General features: G+C 72.1%; 16 protein-coding genes. 8 read left to right on the plus strand and 8 right to left on the minus strand.

Features of this window, described 5'->3' with window-relative positions; all coding sequences use genetic code 11:
• Positions 1-172 precede the first annotated feature (172 nt).
• The 5 genes from IQ251_RS09975 to purM all read left to right on the plus strand — a co-directional run bounded on the left by IQ251_RS09975 (position 173) and on the right by purM (position 5,790).
• On the plus strand, positions 173-1,342 hold the full coding sequence (locus tag IQ251_RS09975) for a S8 family peptidase (RefSeq protein WP_193928214.1): 1,170 nt from the start codon (positions 173-175) through the stop codon (positions 1,340-1,342).
• Between the two features lie 253 nt (positions 1,343-1,595).
• Entirely contained in the window at positions 1,596-2,414 is an 819-nt protein-coding gene (locus tag IQ251_RS09980) for a DNA-binding response regulator (protein WP_193928215.1), read from the plus strand.
• A 62-nt stretch (positions 2,415-2,476) separates the two neighbouring features.
• On the plus strand, positions 2,477-2,860 hold the full coding sequence (locus IQ251_RS09985; protein ID WP_193928216.1) for a sterol carrier family protein: 384 nt from the start codon (positions 2,477-2,479) through the stop codon (positions 2,858-2,860).
• A 159-nt stretch (positions 2,861-3,019) separates the two neighbouring features.
• Positions 3,020-4,582 (plus strand): amidophosphoribosyltransferase, encoded by a 1,563-nt coding sequence (purF, locus tag IQ251_RS09990; RefSeq protein WP_370591322.1) that lies wholly within the window; start codon positions 3,020-3,022, stop codon positions 4,580-4,582.
• Between the two features lie 101 nt (positions 4,583-4,683).
• Positions 4,684-5,790 carry a phosphoribosylformylglycinamidine cyclo-ligase gene (gene purM / locus IQ251_RS09995; protein ID WP_193928218.1) on the plus strand — a complete coding sequence of 369 codons (1,107 nt, stop codon included), beginning with the start codon at positions 4,684-4,686 and terminating at the stop codon, positions 5,788-5,790.
• Between the two features lie 281 nt (positions 5,791-6,071).
• On the opposite strand, the gene IQ251_RS10000 is transcribed toward purM, so the two are convergent.
• Entirely contained in the window at positions 6,072-6,251 is a 180-nt protein-coding gene (locus tag IQ251_RS10000) for a DUF3073 domain-containing protein (protein WP_193928219.1), read from the minus strand.
• A 245-nt stretch (positions 6,252-6,496) separates the two neighbouring features.
• Here IQ251_RS10000 and IQ251_RS10005 point away from each other — a divergent pair, with 245 nt between their 5' ends.
• Entirely contained in the window at positions 6,497-7,372 is an 876-nt protein-coding gene (locus IQ251_RS10005; RefSeq protein ID WP_193928220.1) for a DUF8083 family protein, read from the plus strand.
• A gap of 29 nt (positions 7,373-7,401) precedes the next feature.
• On the opposite strand, the gene IQ251_RS10010 is transcribed toward IQ251_RS10005, so the two are convergent.
• The 3 genes from IQ251_RS10010 to IQ251_RS10020 all read right to left on the minus strand — a co-directional run bounded on the left by IQ251_RS10010 (position 7,402) and on the right by IQ251_RS10020 (position 9,667).
• The gene (locus IQ251_RS10010) at positions 7,402-7,962 is read right to left on the minus strand and encodes an RsiG family protein (RefSeq protein WP_193928221.1); all 561 of its coding nucleotides are present in this window, start codon (positions 7,960-7,962) and stop codon (positions 7,402-7,404) included.
• 137 nt (positions 7,963-8,099) lie between these two features.
• Complete coding sequence (gene ygfZ, locus IQ251_RS10015; RefSeq protein ID WP_193928222.1) at positions 8,100-9,242, minus strand: CAF17-like 4Fe-4S cluster assembly/insertion protein YgfZ; 1,143 nt, start codon at positions 9,240-9,242, stop codon at positions 8,100-8,102.
• Positions 9,239-9,667: a Fur family transcriptional regulator gene (locus tag IQ251_RS10020; RefSeq protein WP_193928341.1), complete on the minus strand. Its 429-nt coding sequence runs from the start codon at positions 9,665-9,667 to the stop codon at positions 9,239-9,241. The genes ygfZ and IQ251_RS10020 overlap by 4 nt, the downstream gene beginning before the upstream one ends.
• Positions 9,668-9,839: 172 nt before the next feature.
• On the opposite strand from IQ251_RS10020, the gene IQ251_RS10025 reads away from it, so the two are divergent.
• On the plus strand, positions 9,840-10,697 hold the full coding sequence (locus IQ251_RS10025; RefSeq protein ID WP_193928223.1) for an aminodeoxychorismate lyase: 858 nt from the start codon (positions 9,840-9,842) through the stop codon (positions 10,695-10,697).
• Positions 10,698-10,703: 6 nt separating this feature from the next.
• On the opposite strand, the gene IQ251_RS10030 is transcribed toward IQ251_RS10025, so the two are convergent.
• The gene (locus tag IQ251_RS10030; protein WP_193928224.1) at positions 10,704-11,219 is read right to left on the minus strand and encodes a DinB family protein; all 516 of its coding nucleotides are present in this window, start codon (positions 11,217-11,219) and stop codon (positions 10,704-10,706) included.
• Positions 11,220-11,315: 96 nt separating this feature from the next.
• Positions 11,316-11,957: a heme-binding beta-barrel domain-containing protein gene (locus IQ251_RS10035; protein WP_193928225.1), complete on the minus strand. Its 642-nt coding sequence runs from the start codon at positions 11,955-11,957 to the stop codon at positions 11,316-11,318.
• 249 nt (positions 11,958-12,206) lie between these two features.
• Here IQ251_RS10035 and IQ251_RS10040 point away from each other — a divergent pair, with 249 nt between their 5' ends.
• Entirely contained in the window at positions 12,207-12,950 is a 744-nt protein-coding gene (locus tag IQ251_RS10040) for a hypothetical protein (protein ID WP_193928226.1), read from the plus strand.
• 90 nt (positions 12,951-13,040) lie between these two features.
• Here IQ251_RS10040 and IQ251_RS10045 read toward each other — a convergent pair whose 3' ends face one another.
• Together IQ251_RS10045 and IQ251_RS10050 are read right to left on the minus strand one after the other, a co-directional pair.
• A complete protein-coding gene (locus tag IQ251_RS10045; protein ID WP_193928342.1) occupies positions 13,041-13,340 on the minus strand; it encodes a DUF1416 domain-containing protein in 300 nt (99 codons plus the stop codon).
• Between the two features lie 32 nt (positions 13,341-13,372).
• Positions 13,373-14,221 carry a sulfurtransferase gene (locus IQ251_RS10050; protein WP_193928227.1) on the minus strand — a complete coding sequence of 283 codons (849 nt, stop codon included), beginning with the start codon at positions 14,219-14,221 and terminating at the stop codon, positions 13,373-13,375.
• Positions 14,222-14,269: the final 48 nt, after the last annotated feature.

Below are 14,269 nucleotides of genomic sequence, written 5' to 3' on the forward strand. Positions count from 1 at the left end.
TTCCCTGGTCATTGCCGTTGGGCGGCCGAGAGATGGGAATGTGTTCACCCCTCCGTCCGATTGTGTGGCAACAAATCGCCAACCTCACCCGGACGTGTGTTCTCCCTGGTTACGTTCCGGTCGGAACCACCTTCGTCCGGCCCCACCCGGGCGTTGAAAAAGGAGGGGACACATGAGGAAGCTGCTCTACGGCACCGGAGCGGGCGTCGCCACCGCCGCTCTGGTCTTCGCCGCCGCCCCGGCCGGTGCGCAGTCCGACGGGGAACTCGCCCCGCTGACGATGCATCCGGGGCACGCCAAGGCCGCTGAGGCCGACACGTTCATCGTCAACCTGGAGGACGGCATCGCCGCCGAAGGGATGGCCGAGGAGCTCGGTGTGCAGGCCCGGCACGTCTACACCGACACCATCAACGGCTTCTCCGCCAAGCTGAACCCGCAGCAGCTGCACGAGGTCCGCTCCAGCGGCAAGGTGCAGAACGTCTCGCAGAGCTACTCCATCCAGGTCGAGCCGCCGAGCGGCAAGGAGGTCGGCTCCTGGGGCCTGGACCGCCTCGACCAGCCCCAGCTGCCGCTGGACGGCGCCTACCAGCCGGCGGGCAGCGGCCAGGGCGTCACCGCGTACATCCTGGACACCGGCATCGACCCGGCGGTGGCGGACTTCGGCGGGCGCGCCGAGTCCGGGTTCGACGCCACCGGCGGCAACGGCGAGGACGGCCACGGTCACGGCACGCACGTCGCCGGCACCATCGGCAGCGACACCTACGGCGTGGCCAAGGGCGCGCAGCTGGTCGGCGTGAAGGTGCTCGACGACCAGGGCAGCGGCACCACCGAGCAGATCATCCAGGGCATGGACTGGGTGGCGCAGAACGCTCCGGACAACGCCGTGGCCAACATGTCGCTGGGCGGCCCGAAGGACCCGGCGCTGGACGAGGCGGCCACCTCGCTCGTCGACAGCGGTGTGTTCCTCGCCGTGGCGGCGGGCAACGAGAGCCAGGACGCGGCCAATGTCTCGCCGGCCAGCGCCGAGGGCGTGTACACGACCGCGGCTTCCGGCGAGCAGGACAACAACTCCGAGTTCAGCAACTTCGGGCCCCTCGTGGACGGGTACGCGCCGGGCGAGGACATCGTCTCCACGGTGCCCGGTGACGGGACCGAGGCCATGAGCGGCACCTCGATGGCCAGCCCGCACGTCGCGGGTGTGGGCGCGCTGTTCCTGGAGGCCAACTCCGGAGCCGCCCCGGCCGACGTGATCAGCGGTCTGCAGGAGAAGGCCGCAGCGGGCGTCATCCAGGACGCCCCGCAGGACACCACGCCGGACCTGCTGCAGATCGGCGACCTGTAACCGCAACCGACCGCAGCGCCGCGGGCCCTTCCTGTTCTCGGGGAGGGCCCGCGGGCGTTCCGGTGGTGCGAACGGGTGGCTGCGGGGTGCCGCCGAACGGCGTCAATCGGGGGCCGGTTCGGAGCATCCTTCGAAAGACGGTTCCGGCGGCATCCGCCGCTGGATACCTTGCCGGAATCGGGGGTGTCGATGTCCGCAGCCCGGCGCTGCGACCGCAGCAGGGGGCGCGGACATGTCGAGGAGGGGTGCAGCTGTGCTACCCGGATACACCGAGGAACTGACACAGCCGCCGGATCCCGCGGGACAGCGGGACGCGGACACCGCGGCCGCCCGATCGGCGGCCGAGCGCTCCGCGCAGGCGCAGGCCGAGGCCCGGGAGGCGGTCGCGTCCGTCGCCCGAGCAGCCCGCGCCCGATCGGACCGCGGCGGCGTGCTGCAGGTCGTGCACGGTGCCAAGCGCGTCGGATGGGCCGCGTTCGAACTGCAGCGCTCGGCTGCGCACCTGGTGCAGGGCGTGGCGAAACCGCCGTACGTGACCACCGGGCCGCTGGATTCGCTGGAATCGCGCAAGCTCGCCGAAGGCGTGCGCTACCAGGTGCTCTACGACCGCGCGGCTCTCGCGCGCCCGCCGCAGCTGGACATCACCACGAAACTCGTCGCGCTGGGCGAGCAGGCTCGGGTGATCCACGTGGCGCCGACCAAGCTCATCGTCGTCGACGGCGAGGTCGGCCTGCTGCCGCTGACCGCCAGCGAGCACTCGGTGGAGAGCGCGGTGGTGATCCGCAGCTCGGCGATGCTGGCCGCGATCGCCCGGATCTTCGAGGACCTGTGGCGCTTCGCCGCGCCGTTCACCGCCGACCAGGACCTGGACGGCAACGAGCTGCAGCCCACCGAGGAGGAGCGCTGGATCCTGTCCCTGCTGGCCTCCGGGGCCACCGACGACACGATCGGCAGGTTGATGGGCTTCAGCGCGCGCACCGCGCACCGCAGGGTCCGCGAGCTCATCGCGCGGCTCGGGGTGGAGACCCGATTCCAGGCGGGCATGCAGGCGGTCAAGCTCGGCTGGCTGTGAGCCGCCGCGGGTCGCGCGCGAGCGGCTGCCGCCGCTGCGCGAGCACGTTCTACGCTGCCCGCATGCCCAGCCGCCGCCGCGTCGACCCCGCTGAGCTCCGCACCGCGGTCGAGGCCGTGCAGCCCTGGCTGAGCGGCTCCGCCGCGGAACCCGCGCGCGCCGAGCTGGCCGCCGCCGTGCGGCTGAGCCTGCGCACCTTGGAGCAGGTGGCGCCGGGCAGCAGCGTGGAGGTGCGGGTCCCGCCGCACGCGGCCGTGCAGTGCGTGGCCGGGCCCCGGCACACCCGGGGAACCCCGCCGAACGTGGTGGAGACCGATCCGCGCACCTGGCTGCTGCTGGCGACCGGGGAGCTCGACTGGGAGTCCGCCGTGCGCGCGGGGCGGCTGGCGGCGTCCGGCTCGCGGGCGGCCGAGGTGTCCGACCGGCTGCCGCTGCTGAAGCTCTGACCTCGCGTTCCGCGGTCGGCACCCCGGCGGTGAGACGGCCGACACCGCACTGATGGTCCCCCGGCCCGGTCCGGCTGTTTACACTGAGGTGTAAGTCCGACTCCGTCCCTCAGGGAGTTTTCGGTGGTCACCGACCGTCCGGGCAAGGCAACAACGCAGGTGGATCCGTTCGAGGCACCCACCGCCGCCGCCGACGAGATCGAACAGGACGTCCCCCACGAGGAATGCGGTGTGTTCGGCGTGTGGGCGCCGGGCGAAGAGGTCGCGAAGCTGACCTTCTACGGGCTCTACGCGCTGCAGCACCGCGGCCAGGAAGCCGCCGGGATCGCGGTGGGCGACGGATCGCACGTGGTGGTGTACAAGGATCTCGGCCTGGTCAGCCAGGTCTTCGGCGAGCAGACGCTGGCCTCGCTGCAGGGACGGGTCGGTGTCGGCCACTGCCGCTACTCCACCACCGGCGGCGGGACCTGGGAGAACGCCCAGCCGACGTTCCGCACCACCGCGGCGGGCACCGGTCTGGCCCTCGGGCACAACGGCAACCTGGTCAACACCGCCGAGCTGCGCGAGCGGGTGGAGTCCGGCGGGGTGGACACCGTCGCCGCGAACGCCTCGTCGCCCGCCAACGGCTGCGACCGCGCCACCAGCGACTCCGACCTGGTCACCGGGCTGCTCGCCGCGGCCGCGGAGGACAAGGGCCTGGAGCAGGCCGCGATGGAGCTGTTCCCCACGCTGCGCGGCGCGTTCTCCATGACCTTCAGCGATGAGAAGACGCTCTACGCGGTCCGCGATCCGCACGGGGTGCGCCCGCTGGTGCTGGGCAGGCTGGAGCGCGGCTGGGTCGTGGCCAGCGAGACCGCGGCGCTGGACATCGTCGGCGCGTCGTTCGTGCGCGAGGTCGAGCCGGGTGAGCTGCTGGCCATCGACGACGAGGGTCTGCGCTCGCAGCACTTCGCCAGCCCCGAGCCCAAGGGCTGCATCTTCGAGTACGTCTACCTCGCCCGGCCGGACACCGCGATCGCCGGGCGCTCGGTGCACAGCACCCGCGTGGAGATCGGGCGCAGGCTCGCCGAGGAGCACGGGGTGGACGCGGACCTGGTCATCCCGGTGCCCGAGTCCGGTACGCCGGCGGCGATCGGTTACGCGCAGGGATCCGGCATCCCGTACGGGAACGGCCTGGTCAAGAACGCCTACGTGGGTCGGACGTTCATCCAGCCCTCGCAGACCATCCGCCAGCTCGGCATCCGACTCAAGCTCAACCCGCTGCGCGAGGTCATCCGCGGCAAGCGCCTGGTGGTGGTGGACGACTCGATCGTGCGCGGCAACACCCAGCGCGCCCTGGTCCGCATGCTGCGCGAGGCCGGTGCGGTGGAGGTGCACGTGCGGATCGCCTCGCCGCCGGTGAAGTGGCCGTGCTTCTACGGGATCGACTTCGCCTCGCGCGCCGAGCTGATCGCCAACGGCCTGGACATGGACGGGGTGCGCCGCTCGATCGGCGCGGACACCCTCGGCCACGTGTCGCTGGACGGGCTGGTCGCGGCTACCGAGCAGCCGCGCAACCGGCTGTGCTCGGCGTGCTTCGACGGCGAGTACCCGATCCCGCTGCCGGAGGACGAGCGGATAGGCAAGCACCTGCTCGAAGAGCTCGACCGCACACCCGCGGCCGGTGCGGAACCGGTGCTGCCCAACGGGTACGGCGCCGCGGACGCGCTCGGCCGCCCCTGATCCCGCTGCCGCGGCCGGGCCGTTCCCGCCGCGCGTAACGTGGGGCGTGCCGCACGTGCGCGTCCCGCGAACTGCACACTCGCACCAGATGTGGAGCCATCGTGTCCGAAGACCTGCTCGCAGGTTCCGACCAGACGGAGAACCCGAAGGCCAGTTACGCCGCCGCCGGGGTCAGCATCGAAGCCGGCGATGAGGCCGTGCAGCAGATGCGGCCGTGGGCGCAGCGGGCCACCCGGCCGGAGGTGCTCGGCTCGCTGGGCGGGTTCGCCGGCCTTTTCCAGCTGAAGCTGGACCGGTGGAAGCAGCCGGTGCTCGCCTCTTCCACGGACGGCGTGGGCACCAAGATCGCCGTGGCGCAGGCGCTCGACGTGCACGACACGGTCGGCATCGACCTGGTCGCCATGGTCGTCGACGACCTCGTGGTGTGCGGCGCCGAGCCGCTGTTCCTGCAGGACTACGTCGCGGTCGGCAAGGTCGTCCCGGAGCGGATCGCCGACCTGGTCAAGGGCATCTCGGAAGGCTGCGTGCAGGCGGGATGCGCGCTGCTGGGCGGGGAGACCGCCGAGCACCCGGGGATGATGGGCGCGGGCGAGTACGACGTGTCGGCCACCGGCGTCGGCGTCGTCGAGGCCGACGCGATGCTCGGCCCGGACAAGGTGCGGGCCGGCGACGTGGTGATCGGCATGGGCTCGTCCGGGCTGCACTCCAACGGCTACTCGCTGGCCCGGCACGTGCTGCTGGAGGGTGCGCGGCTCCCGTTGGACGGGCACGTCGCGGAGTTCGGCCGGACGCTCGGCGAGGAGCTGCTGGAGCCGACCCGCATCTACGCGAAGGAATGCCTGGCGCTGGCCGCCGAGGCCGGTGTGCGGACGTTCTCGCACATCACCGGCGGTGGGCTCGCGGCCAACCTGGAACGCGTGATCCCGGAGGGGCTGACGGCCACCCTGGACCGGAGCACCTGGTCGCCGCAGGCCGTGTTCCGGATGATCGCCGAGCGCGGCCGAGTGGCACCGGATGAGATGGAGCGCACGTTCAACATGGGCGTGGGCATGGTGGCGGTCGTGGCCGCCGAGGACGTGGACCGCGCGCTGGCCGTGCTCACCGCGCGCCACGTGCCCGCGTGGACGCTCGGCGAGGTGGCCAAGTCCGGGACCGAGAGCGGTGCGGACGAGCGCGTCGTGCTGCGCGGGGAACACCCCGCTTCGTGAGCCCCGCGTCCCGGCGGGGCGTCACCTGTGGACGGTCCCGCTCCGCCGGACCGGACCGTTCGCTCCTGCTGCCGCGGCGGCCGGTCCGCCCGGACAACGTGCGCGAGCACGAGTGGCGCTGCCGGTTCGCCGACCGGCAGCGCCACTCGTCTGCTCCTCCTGTTAGCGGCTCGCGAATTCGCCAACCCGCCCGCGGGCGGACATCGGGCCGAACGACTCCCGGCGCACACCACTACCGAACGCCCGGCGGATCTCCGCCGAGCGTTCGGTGCACCTGTGGTTCAACGCCGGTCGTAGTCGTCGTAGCCGTCGTCGTACGGGTCTTCGCGGTCCTCGGCCCAATCGCCGGACTCGTCCGAGGACAGCTCTCGCTGCAACGCCTCGATGTCCATCCCGGGGGAGTTGTACTTAAGCTCGCGGGCCACCTTCGTCTGCTTGGCCTTAGCCCGGCCGCGCCCCATGGCTCGACCCCCTCGCACAGGGTGTGCGGGGCGGACAGGGGAATGTCGGCCCCGCATGATCTCGACAACTTTTCCTGTAACTACCGTACCGTGCCGAGGCGGTTCTATGCGACGTGGTGCCGGGAGTCGGCGAGCGTGTCTTGAACGACGTTCGCAGGCCGCCGCGGATGGCTCCGGGGAGGCGGCTCGTCCGGATCGGGTGAGCCTCTGGCGGGACCGCCCGGAGCACGTGGGAGCATGCTCCCGTGCCTGAACCGTTCGTCGCCTACCTGCGGGTGTACGAACCCCTGTCCTCGTTCGAGTCGTCCGTGCGCGAGCAGCTGTCCGGCGCCGTCGAGCGCGGACCGGTGCAGCAGTCCCGGGCCGGACTGCGCGAGCAGGACGTGTGGTTGCGCACCCAGCTCACCGCCCCGCCGCAGCTGCTGCCCGGGGAGAACCGCCGCCGCGGATCCGCGGACGACGTGCTGGTGCTCTCCCCCGAGCAGGTGCCGAGCGGACCGGCCGCCACGGTCGGCCCCGGCCCGCTGGTGTGCCCGCTGGACCTGCGCGGGCGCTGCGCCGCCGCGCTCGTGGGATTCCTCGGTGACGCCGACGTTCCGCTGCGCACCGCGGCCCTGTCCGTGGACGCCGACCACGCCCGCGCGCAGGCCAGTTCCGTGGTCAGCGAGCTCTCCGACGGCGCGGTGCACGTGCTGTCCTCCACCTGGACCGTCCCGCTGCCGTGGTTCGTGCTGGTGGATCCGCAGGAGCGCGAGGTCGTCGCCGGCGAGCGGGGTACGGACCGGGTGAGCTGGCGGGTGGCGATGGCCGATGCGCGCAGGCGGGTGACCCGCGCGCACGCCGTCGGCAAGCAGTCCATCGGGGAGGACGGCCCCACCAAGATCCTGCGCGAGACCGGCCGCTGGCTGGAGCGCTTCCACCCGCATTCCGCGGTCGAGCTGGACTACGGCGGCCTGGTGCAGCTGATGTCCGAGTCCGATGTGGAGGCCGACACCTCGGCCGAGGACGTGCACGCCATCGTGGACGCGATGGAGACCGGCGATCCGGACGAGGTCAGCGCGCGCTACGAGGGACTGCGGGACTTCTGGGGCGAGTTCGCCGCCCGCGAACGGCACAACTAGGGAGCGGTTTCCCGGACGCGCGGTGGAGATCAGTCCCCGTCGCGCTCCTCGGCCAACCGCTCGTCCACCGAGGCAGCGCCTTCCCGGTAGCGGCGGCCGATCTCGGCGTTGAGCCGGTCCATCACGTCCTGCACCTCGCGGCGCCGGCGGGACACCGAGTCCTCCTCGGCGGTGTACGCGTGCAGCGCCCGGTCCAGCTGGTCATCGGACAACGACATCACGTCCGAGAGGTCCACGTCGGAGACCAGCGCCTCGACATGCCTGCGGTGCGCCTCGGCCCGGGTGGGCTCGGTGGTCTGGTAGCGGCCGGAACCCGCGGCCGGGCCGACCGCGTTGTCGGACAGGATGTTCACCAGCTGCTCGACGACCGTCGCGGACCCGTCCTCCCGCCGCCTGCGCTGCTCGGCCCGCACGATGTCGATCCGGGCGTGCAGCACGCGCCGCAGGTAGGACAGGTCGGTCTCCTCCTGCGCCGCCTCGTCGCGCAGTCCGCGCACCGCCCCGAGCTCCAGATCCGGCAAACCGCTCGTGTAGTCCGGGGACAACACCCGGTCGATGCGGCGGCGTCCACCCGGGCGGACTTCGATCACGTGGGCATCCTCCGGTCATCGGGTCGCGCCTGCGGCTCGGCGGCGGGCGGAAGAACCGGCCGATCGCGCACCGCCCAACGCCCGGCATCCTGGCACACGCGCCGCGCACCGCGCGTCCCGGACGAGCAGATCGGCGGTCAGCGCCCGCGCAGCCCCTGGGCAGCGACCCGGCCCGGCGGTTCGCCGGTGTCCGGGGGGATCGAGTCCGGGTCCACGGCGGCCGCCACGGCCCGGCCCTCGTCCGGATCGCCGGCCAGCAGCTCACCGTCCACCGGGGCGGACCGCTTGATCAGCGCCAGCGCGATCGGGCCCAGCTCGTGGTGCTGCACCACGCTGCCCACGCGGCCCACCTTGCGCTCGCCGGACAGCACCGGGTCGCCCGGTTCCGGCTGCACCTCGACGGAACCGTCCAGGTGCAGCAGCAGCGTCCGCCGCGGCGGCTTGCCCACGTTGTGCACCTTGGCGACGGTCTCCTGCCCGCGGTAGCAGCCCTTGGCCACGTGCGCCGCCACGTGCACCCAGCCCAGCTCGTGCGGGATCGCGCGCTCGTCGGTGTCCAGCCCCACCCGCGGACGCAGCGCCTCGACGCGGAGCGCTTCGTAGGCCAAGGTCCCGGACGGGCGGATTCCCGCATCGGTCAGCGCGGTCCACCGGTCGACCAGCGAGTCGCGCGGTACCACCAGGTCGTAGGTGGGCAGGGCGCGGAAATCGACCCGGCGGACGAAACCGCCCCCGGGGATCCCGGTCACGCCGTAGTTCCGGTCCGGCACCGGCACGTGCCCGGACAGCAGGTCCGCGGCCTCCGGGCCGATCGCGGTGAGCACCGCGAACTCACCGGTCGCGTCCCGCGGCTCGACCTGGGACCAGAACCGCATCGCGTCCAGGTACTCCACCAGCGGCTGCTTGCCGTCCACCCCGATGGTGGGCAGGGCGCTGCTGGCCTGCGCACCGGCGTCGGTGTCCAGCAACACCGCCTCGTCGTGGTGCGCCACCATCATGTGCGCGTCGATGCGCCCCGCGCTGTCCAGCACCAGCGCCTCGGTGCCCTGCCCGTCCGGCAGTTCGGTGAGGTGCTGGGACAGCACCAGGTGCAGCCAGCTCAACCGCTCCGCGCCCGGTACGGCGATCACCTGGCGGTGCGAGCGGTCGACCAGCACGGCCCGGCGGGCCGCGGTGCGCTGCTCGGCGAACGGGTCGCCGAAATGCCAGGGCACACCGTGGTCGAGGACGTCATCCGGGGCGGGGACCGCACCCGGCAACTGCAACAGCGGCGAACTCATCGGTGCTCCTCGGCGTGCTGCTGCGGAGGATCCGCAGGGGTTTGCTCGGGGCCGGCCGCCCGGCAGGCGCGGCACAGACCGGACAGCGCGAGGTGCGTGGCGTCCAGCTCGAACCCGCGCTCGGCCAGCAGCCTGCGGCCCAGGTCGCCCAGCACTGCCGGGTCCACCTCGTCCACCTCCCCGCAGCGGTGGCAGGCCAGGTGCACGTGCTCGTGCTCCTCGGCGGAGTAGGTGGGCGCGCCGTGCCCCAGGTGCGTGTGCCGGACCAGACCCAGCTCCTCCAGCAGGTCCAGTGCGCGGTAGATCGTGGTGATGTTGACCGTGGCCGCGGTGCCCTGCACCCGCTTGCAGACCTGCTCCGGAGTGGCGTGGCCGAGCTCGCGGACAGCGTCCAGCACCAGCTGGCGCTGCGGGGTCATCCGCATGCCGCGCTGGTGCAGCGTGCTGCGCAACGCGCGCTCGTCGGTCACTGCGTGCTCCTGCGTCCGCGTCCGGTTCCGCCTTCCCCACCGTCGATCGTAACTCCGCCACGACCGGGGACCACCGAGCCCGCGGCCCGCCCGTCGCAGGTGGCCACCGGGGTTCTAGGCTGCGGATATGCGGGTACTGGCACTGCTGGACGGAACGCTCGTCGATCCGGAGACGCCGCTGTTCCGGGCTGACGACCTGGGTGTCACGCGCGGCGACGGGGTATTCGAGACGATCCTGGTCGCCGACCGGGAGCCGCGGGAGCTGGCTGCGCACCTGGACCGGATGCAGCGGTCGGCGCGGCTGATGCAGCTGCCGCTGCCGGATCGCGCCGCCTGGCTGCGCGCGGTGCAGGCCGTCGTGGACGCCTGGCCCTGGGACCAGGAGCGCGAACTCGCGCTGAAGCTGGTCTGCACCCGCGGGATCGACGGTGGCGACGGCACCCCGCACGGGTTCGCCCTGGGCAGTTCCATCGAAGCCGGAACGCTGCGCAAACGCGAGCAGGGGGTGTCCGCGGTCACCTTGGAGCGCGGGTACGAACCGGATCTGATGGAGCGGGCGCCCTGGCTGCTGCTCTCGGCCAAGACGCTGTCCTACGCGGTGAACATGGCCGCGATGCGCGAGGCGGAGTCCCGGGGCGCGGACGAGGTCATCTTCACCGCGGCGGACGGTTCCGTGCTGGAGGGGCCGACCTCGACGGTCGTGCTGGCCCGCGGTGACGAGCTGCTGACCACCCCGCCCAGCTCCGGGATCCTGGAGGGCACCACGCAGGGCGCGCTGTTCCGGACCGCCGAGCGCGCGGGCTGGCGCACCCGGGCGGAGAAGTTCCCGGTGGCCGACCTGCACAGCGCGGACGGCGTCTGGCTGGCCTCCAGCGTGCGGTTGATCACCCAGGTGCGCAGCATCGATGGCTCCCCGGTGCGCGCCGATCCGCAGCTGCACGCCGAGCTGGCCCGGCTCTACGAGAGCAACTACGGCACCGGCTGATCCGGGTCAGCCCATCGTCTTCTGCCCGTCGAGGGTCTCGCGCAGGATGTCGGCGTGCCCGGCGTGCTGCGCGGTTTCCGCGAGCAGGTGCAGCAGCACCCGTCGGGCCGACCAGCCGGCGCCGGGTTCGAACCACGGGGCCTCCGGCAGCTCCCGGACCTCGTCCAGGTCCGGGAGCGAACGGATCAGCTGCGCGGTCTCCGCGGCGGCCCGCTCGTGGTCGGCCAGCAGCCCGTCCAGCGTCTCCTGCGGTTCCATCCGGAACCCGGCGGCGCGGGCCGCCATCGCCGTCTCGTCCGGCCGGAGCGCCGCGGCGCCTTCCCGGAGGAAACTCATCCAGCCGCGTTCCACCGAGGTGACGTGCTTGATCAACCCGCCGAGGGAGAGCTCGCTGGCGGTGGGGTGCGAGCCGGCCTGCTCGTCGTCCAGCCCGCGGACCGCGTAGCGCAGGAAACCCCGGTGCGTGTCCAGGGCTCCGAGCAGATCGGTGGCCTCGTCGGCGGTGTTGCGGGTGGCACCCATGTCGGCTCCTCTCGCGAGGTCCCGACGGTAACCCCGGGCCCCGGAAGTCACCGCCGAACCCGGCGGTCGGGCACCGGGAGCCGCGCCGGGGTCGGGTCAGCCCACCACGCGGTCGAGCTTGGCGGACAGCCGCGGCTGCAGCTCGTGCTCGGAGGTCGCGCGCTCCTCGACGTAGGCGAGCGCGCCTTCCACGACGCCGTAGAGCCTGCTGGCCGCGGAGACGTCCGGGCTGTTCGGGCTGCGCAGCACCGCGTCTGTACCGAACTCCCACGAGGTCTGGCTGCGCGCCTTGCCGAAGAACAGCTCGGCGATGCCGTCGTCGTGCAGGACGAGCAGCTCGATGCTCTCGTCGGCCTGCGGGCGGAAGAACCCGGTCTCCCGGAACGCGGGTCCCACGATGTTGCCGTCCGGACCGTCCAACTGCCACGACCGGCTCTCGTAGGTCAGGAACGGGCGCCCGTCGTGCGCGATCGTGACCTGCTGCAGGAACCGGTAGGGCTCGTCCATCGTCGGGTAGGTGGCTTCGCCCTCACCGCGCCACACGCCGACCATCGGCAGCAGCACGAGGTTGGCGTCGTCCAGCGACGGGCCCATTCGGAGGTTGGCCGTATCGCCGGTACCCGGCAGGTCCTCGAACTCGGGCAGGTTGCGGTGCCCGGTCAACTTGGCGCGTTCGGCGGCGGCCGCCACCGCGGCGTCGCCGCTGCCGGGTTCGGGTTCGTTGGGCGTCGTGCTCATCGGGTGAGAGGTTACCCGTTGCGCCAGGTCAGTCGCTGTACAGGCGGTAAACCATGTAGCAGGCGAACCAGACCGTCGCGATGGCGGCGATCGCGACGAGCGTGACGAGGCCGTAGTGCAGGAAATCGATGAGTTCCACGGGAAGAGGATAACCACCGCGGGCGCCGCGCGGGATGTGGCGTCCGGCATGATCTGCCTGACACGGCGCGCCGCACGTACCGCGCACCGCTCGGCAGGACGGGGAACGCATTGGACGTCGAGACGCTCCGCGACCGGGCGCTGACCTTCCGCGAGAAGCTGCTGGCGCGCAAGGAGGAGATCGCGCCGCAGGACTTCGCCTGGTACCCGGACGACACGATGGCCAACGTCTGGCACCTGGACGGGATGCTGACCGGCCCGCGGCGCGCGGTGTTCGACAGCCTGGCAGGCACCCGCATCGCCGACATCGGGGCCGCCGACGGTGACCTCGGGTTCTTCCTGGAGTCCGAGCTCGGCTGCCAGGTGGACCTCATCGACAACCCGCCGACGAACTACAACGGCCTGCGCGGGGCGCGGCGCCTCACCGCGGAGTTGCCGTCCACGGCCGGCGTTTACGAGACCGATCTGGACGCGCAGTTCCGATTGCCCGCCGAGCGCTACCGGGCGGTGCTGCTGCTGGGGCTGCTCTACCACCTCAAGAACCCGTTCTTCGTGCTCGAACGGCTGGCCCGGCACGCGGAGCTGTGCTTCCTGTCCACCCGCGTCGCCCAGCTCGCCCCGGACGGGACTCCGCTGCGCGACCGGCCGGTGGCGTACCTGGTCGACCCCGCCGAGGCCGACGGGGACGCGACGAACTTCTGGATCTTCAGCGAAGCCGGGCTGCGCAGGCTGGTCGATCGCACCGGCTGGGAGGTGCTGGACTTCCACCGCGTCGGCTGCCTGCAGGATTCGGAGCCCGCGCGCGACGACCGGGACGAGCGGGCCTTCGCGCTGCTGCGCTCCCGCCACTGCTGACCGCAGCGAAGCGGGGCCCGGTGCCGACCGCGGCCGGCACCGGGCCCCGCCGGTGGTCATCGCTGGTCCGCCCGAGCGGGCGGACCGGGATCAGGACAGCACGATGTCCGCCTCGTGCACCCCGGGTCCGGCCGAGGTGACCTCGGCCTGGCCCGAACCGCTGCGGTGCAGCGCCCGGACGGTCCACGCACCCGGGGCGGCGTAGAACCGGAAGTCGCCGTCATCGGACGAGACGACCTCGGCGGTGAACTCGCCGGAGCCGTCCAGCAGGCGCACGAAGGCGCCGCCGACCGGCTGCTCACCGGTGCGGACCTTGCCCGTGACGACGATCTGGTCGGTGTCGGCCGCGACGGCCGCGCCCGACTGCTGCGGTGCTCCGCATCCGCTCATGCTCACACGCTCCTCGCTGTTCGCGGCCGGCATCAGCCGGCGTTGTCCTCGGCGGGGTTCTCGACCGGGACGCCCACCAGCGAACCGTACTCGGTCCACGAACCGTCGTAGTTCTTCACGTTGCTGTGCCCGAGCAGCTCACGCAGCACGAACCAGGTGTGCGAGGAGCGCTCGCCGATCCGGCAGTAGGCGATGGTGTCCTTCGAGTCGTCCAGCCCGGCCTCGCCGTAGATCTTGCCGAGCTCTTCGTCGGACTTGAACGTGCCGTCCTCGTTGGCGGCCTTGCTCCACGGCACGTTGATCGCCGACGGGATGTGTCCGGCGCGCTGCGCGGACTCCTGCGGCAGGTGCGCCGGCGCGAGCAGCTTGCCCGCGAACTCGTCGGGCGAGCGCACGTCGACCAGGTTCTTGCTGTCGATCGCGTCGACGACCTCGTCGCGGAAGGCGCGCAGCGAGTTGTCCGGCTCCTGCGCCTTGTACTCGGTGGCCGGGCGGTTCGGCTCGTCCTTGGTCAGCTCGCGGCCGTCGAGCTCCCACTTCTTGCGGCCGCCGTCGAGCAGCTTGACGTCGCCGTGCCCGTACAGCTTGAAGTACCAGTAGGCGTAGGCGGCGAACCAGTTGTTGTTGCCGCCGTAGAGCACGACGGTGTCGCCGTTGCCGATGCCCTTGCGGGACAGCAGCTGCTCGAAGCCCGCCCGGTCGACGAAGTCGCGCCGCACGTGGTCCTGCAGCTCGTTCTTCCAGTCGATCCTCACAGCACCCGGGATGTGCCCGCCGTCGTAGGCGGTGGTGTCCTCGTCCACCTCGGCGAACACCACACCTCCGGTGTTCAGGTTCTCCTCGGCCCAGTCGGTGGAAACCAGGACGTCTGCACGGCTCATCGAGCGACTCCTTCTTCGGTCTTGCGTGGATTGAACGAATGTGTCGGG

Origin of the sequence: Saccharopolyspora montiporae, from assembly GCF_015209505.1 — a bacterium.
GTDB lineage: Bacteria > Actinomycetota > Actinomycetes > Mycobacteriales > Pseudonocardiaceae > Saccharopolyspora > Saccharopolyspora montiporae.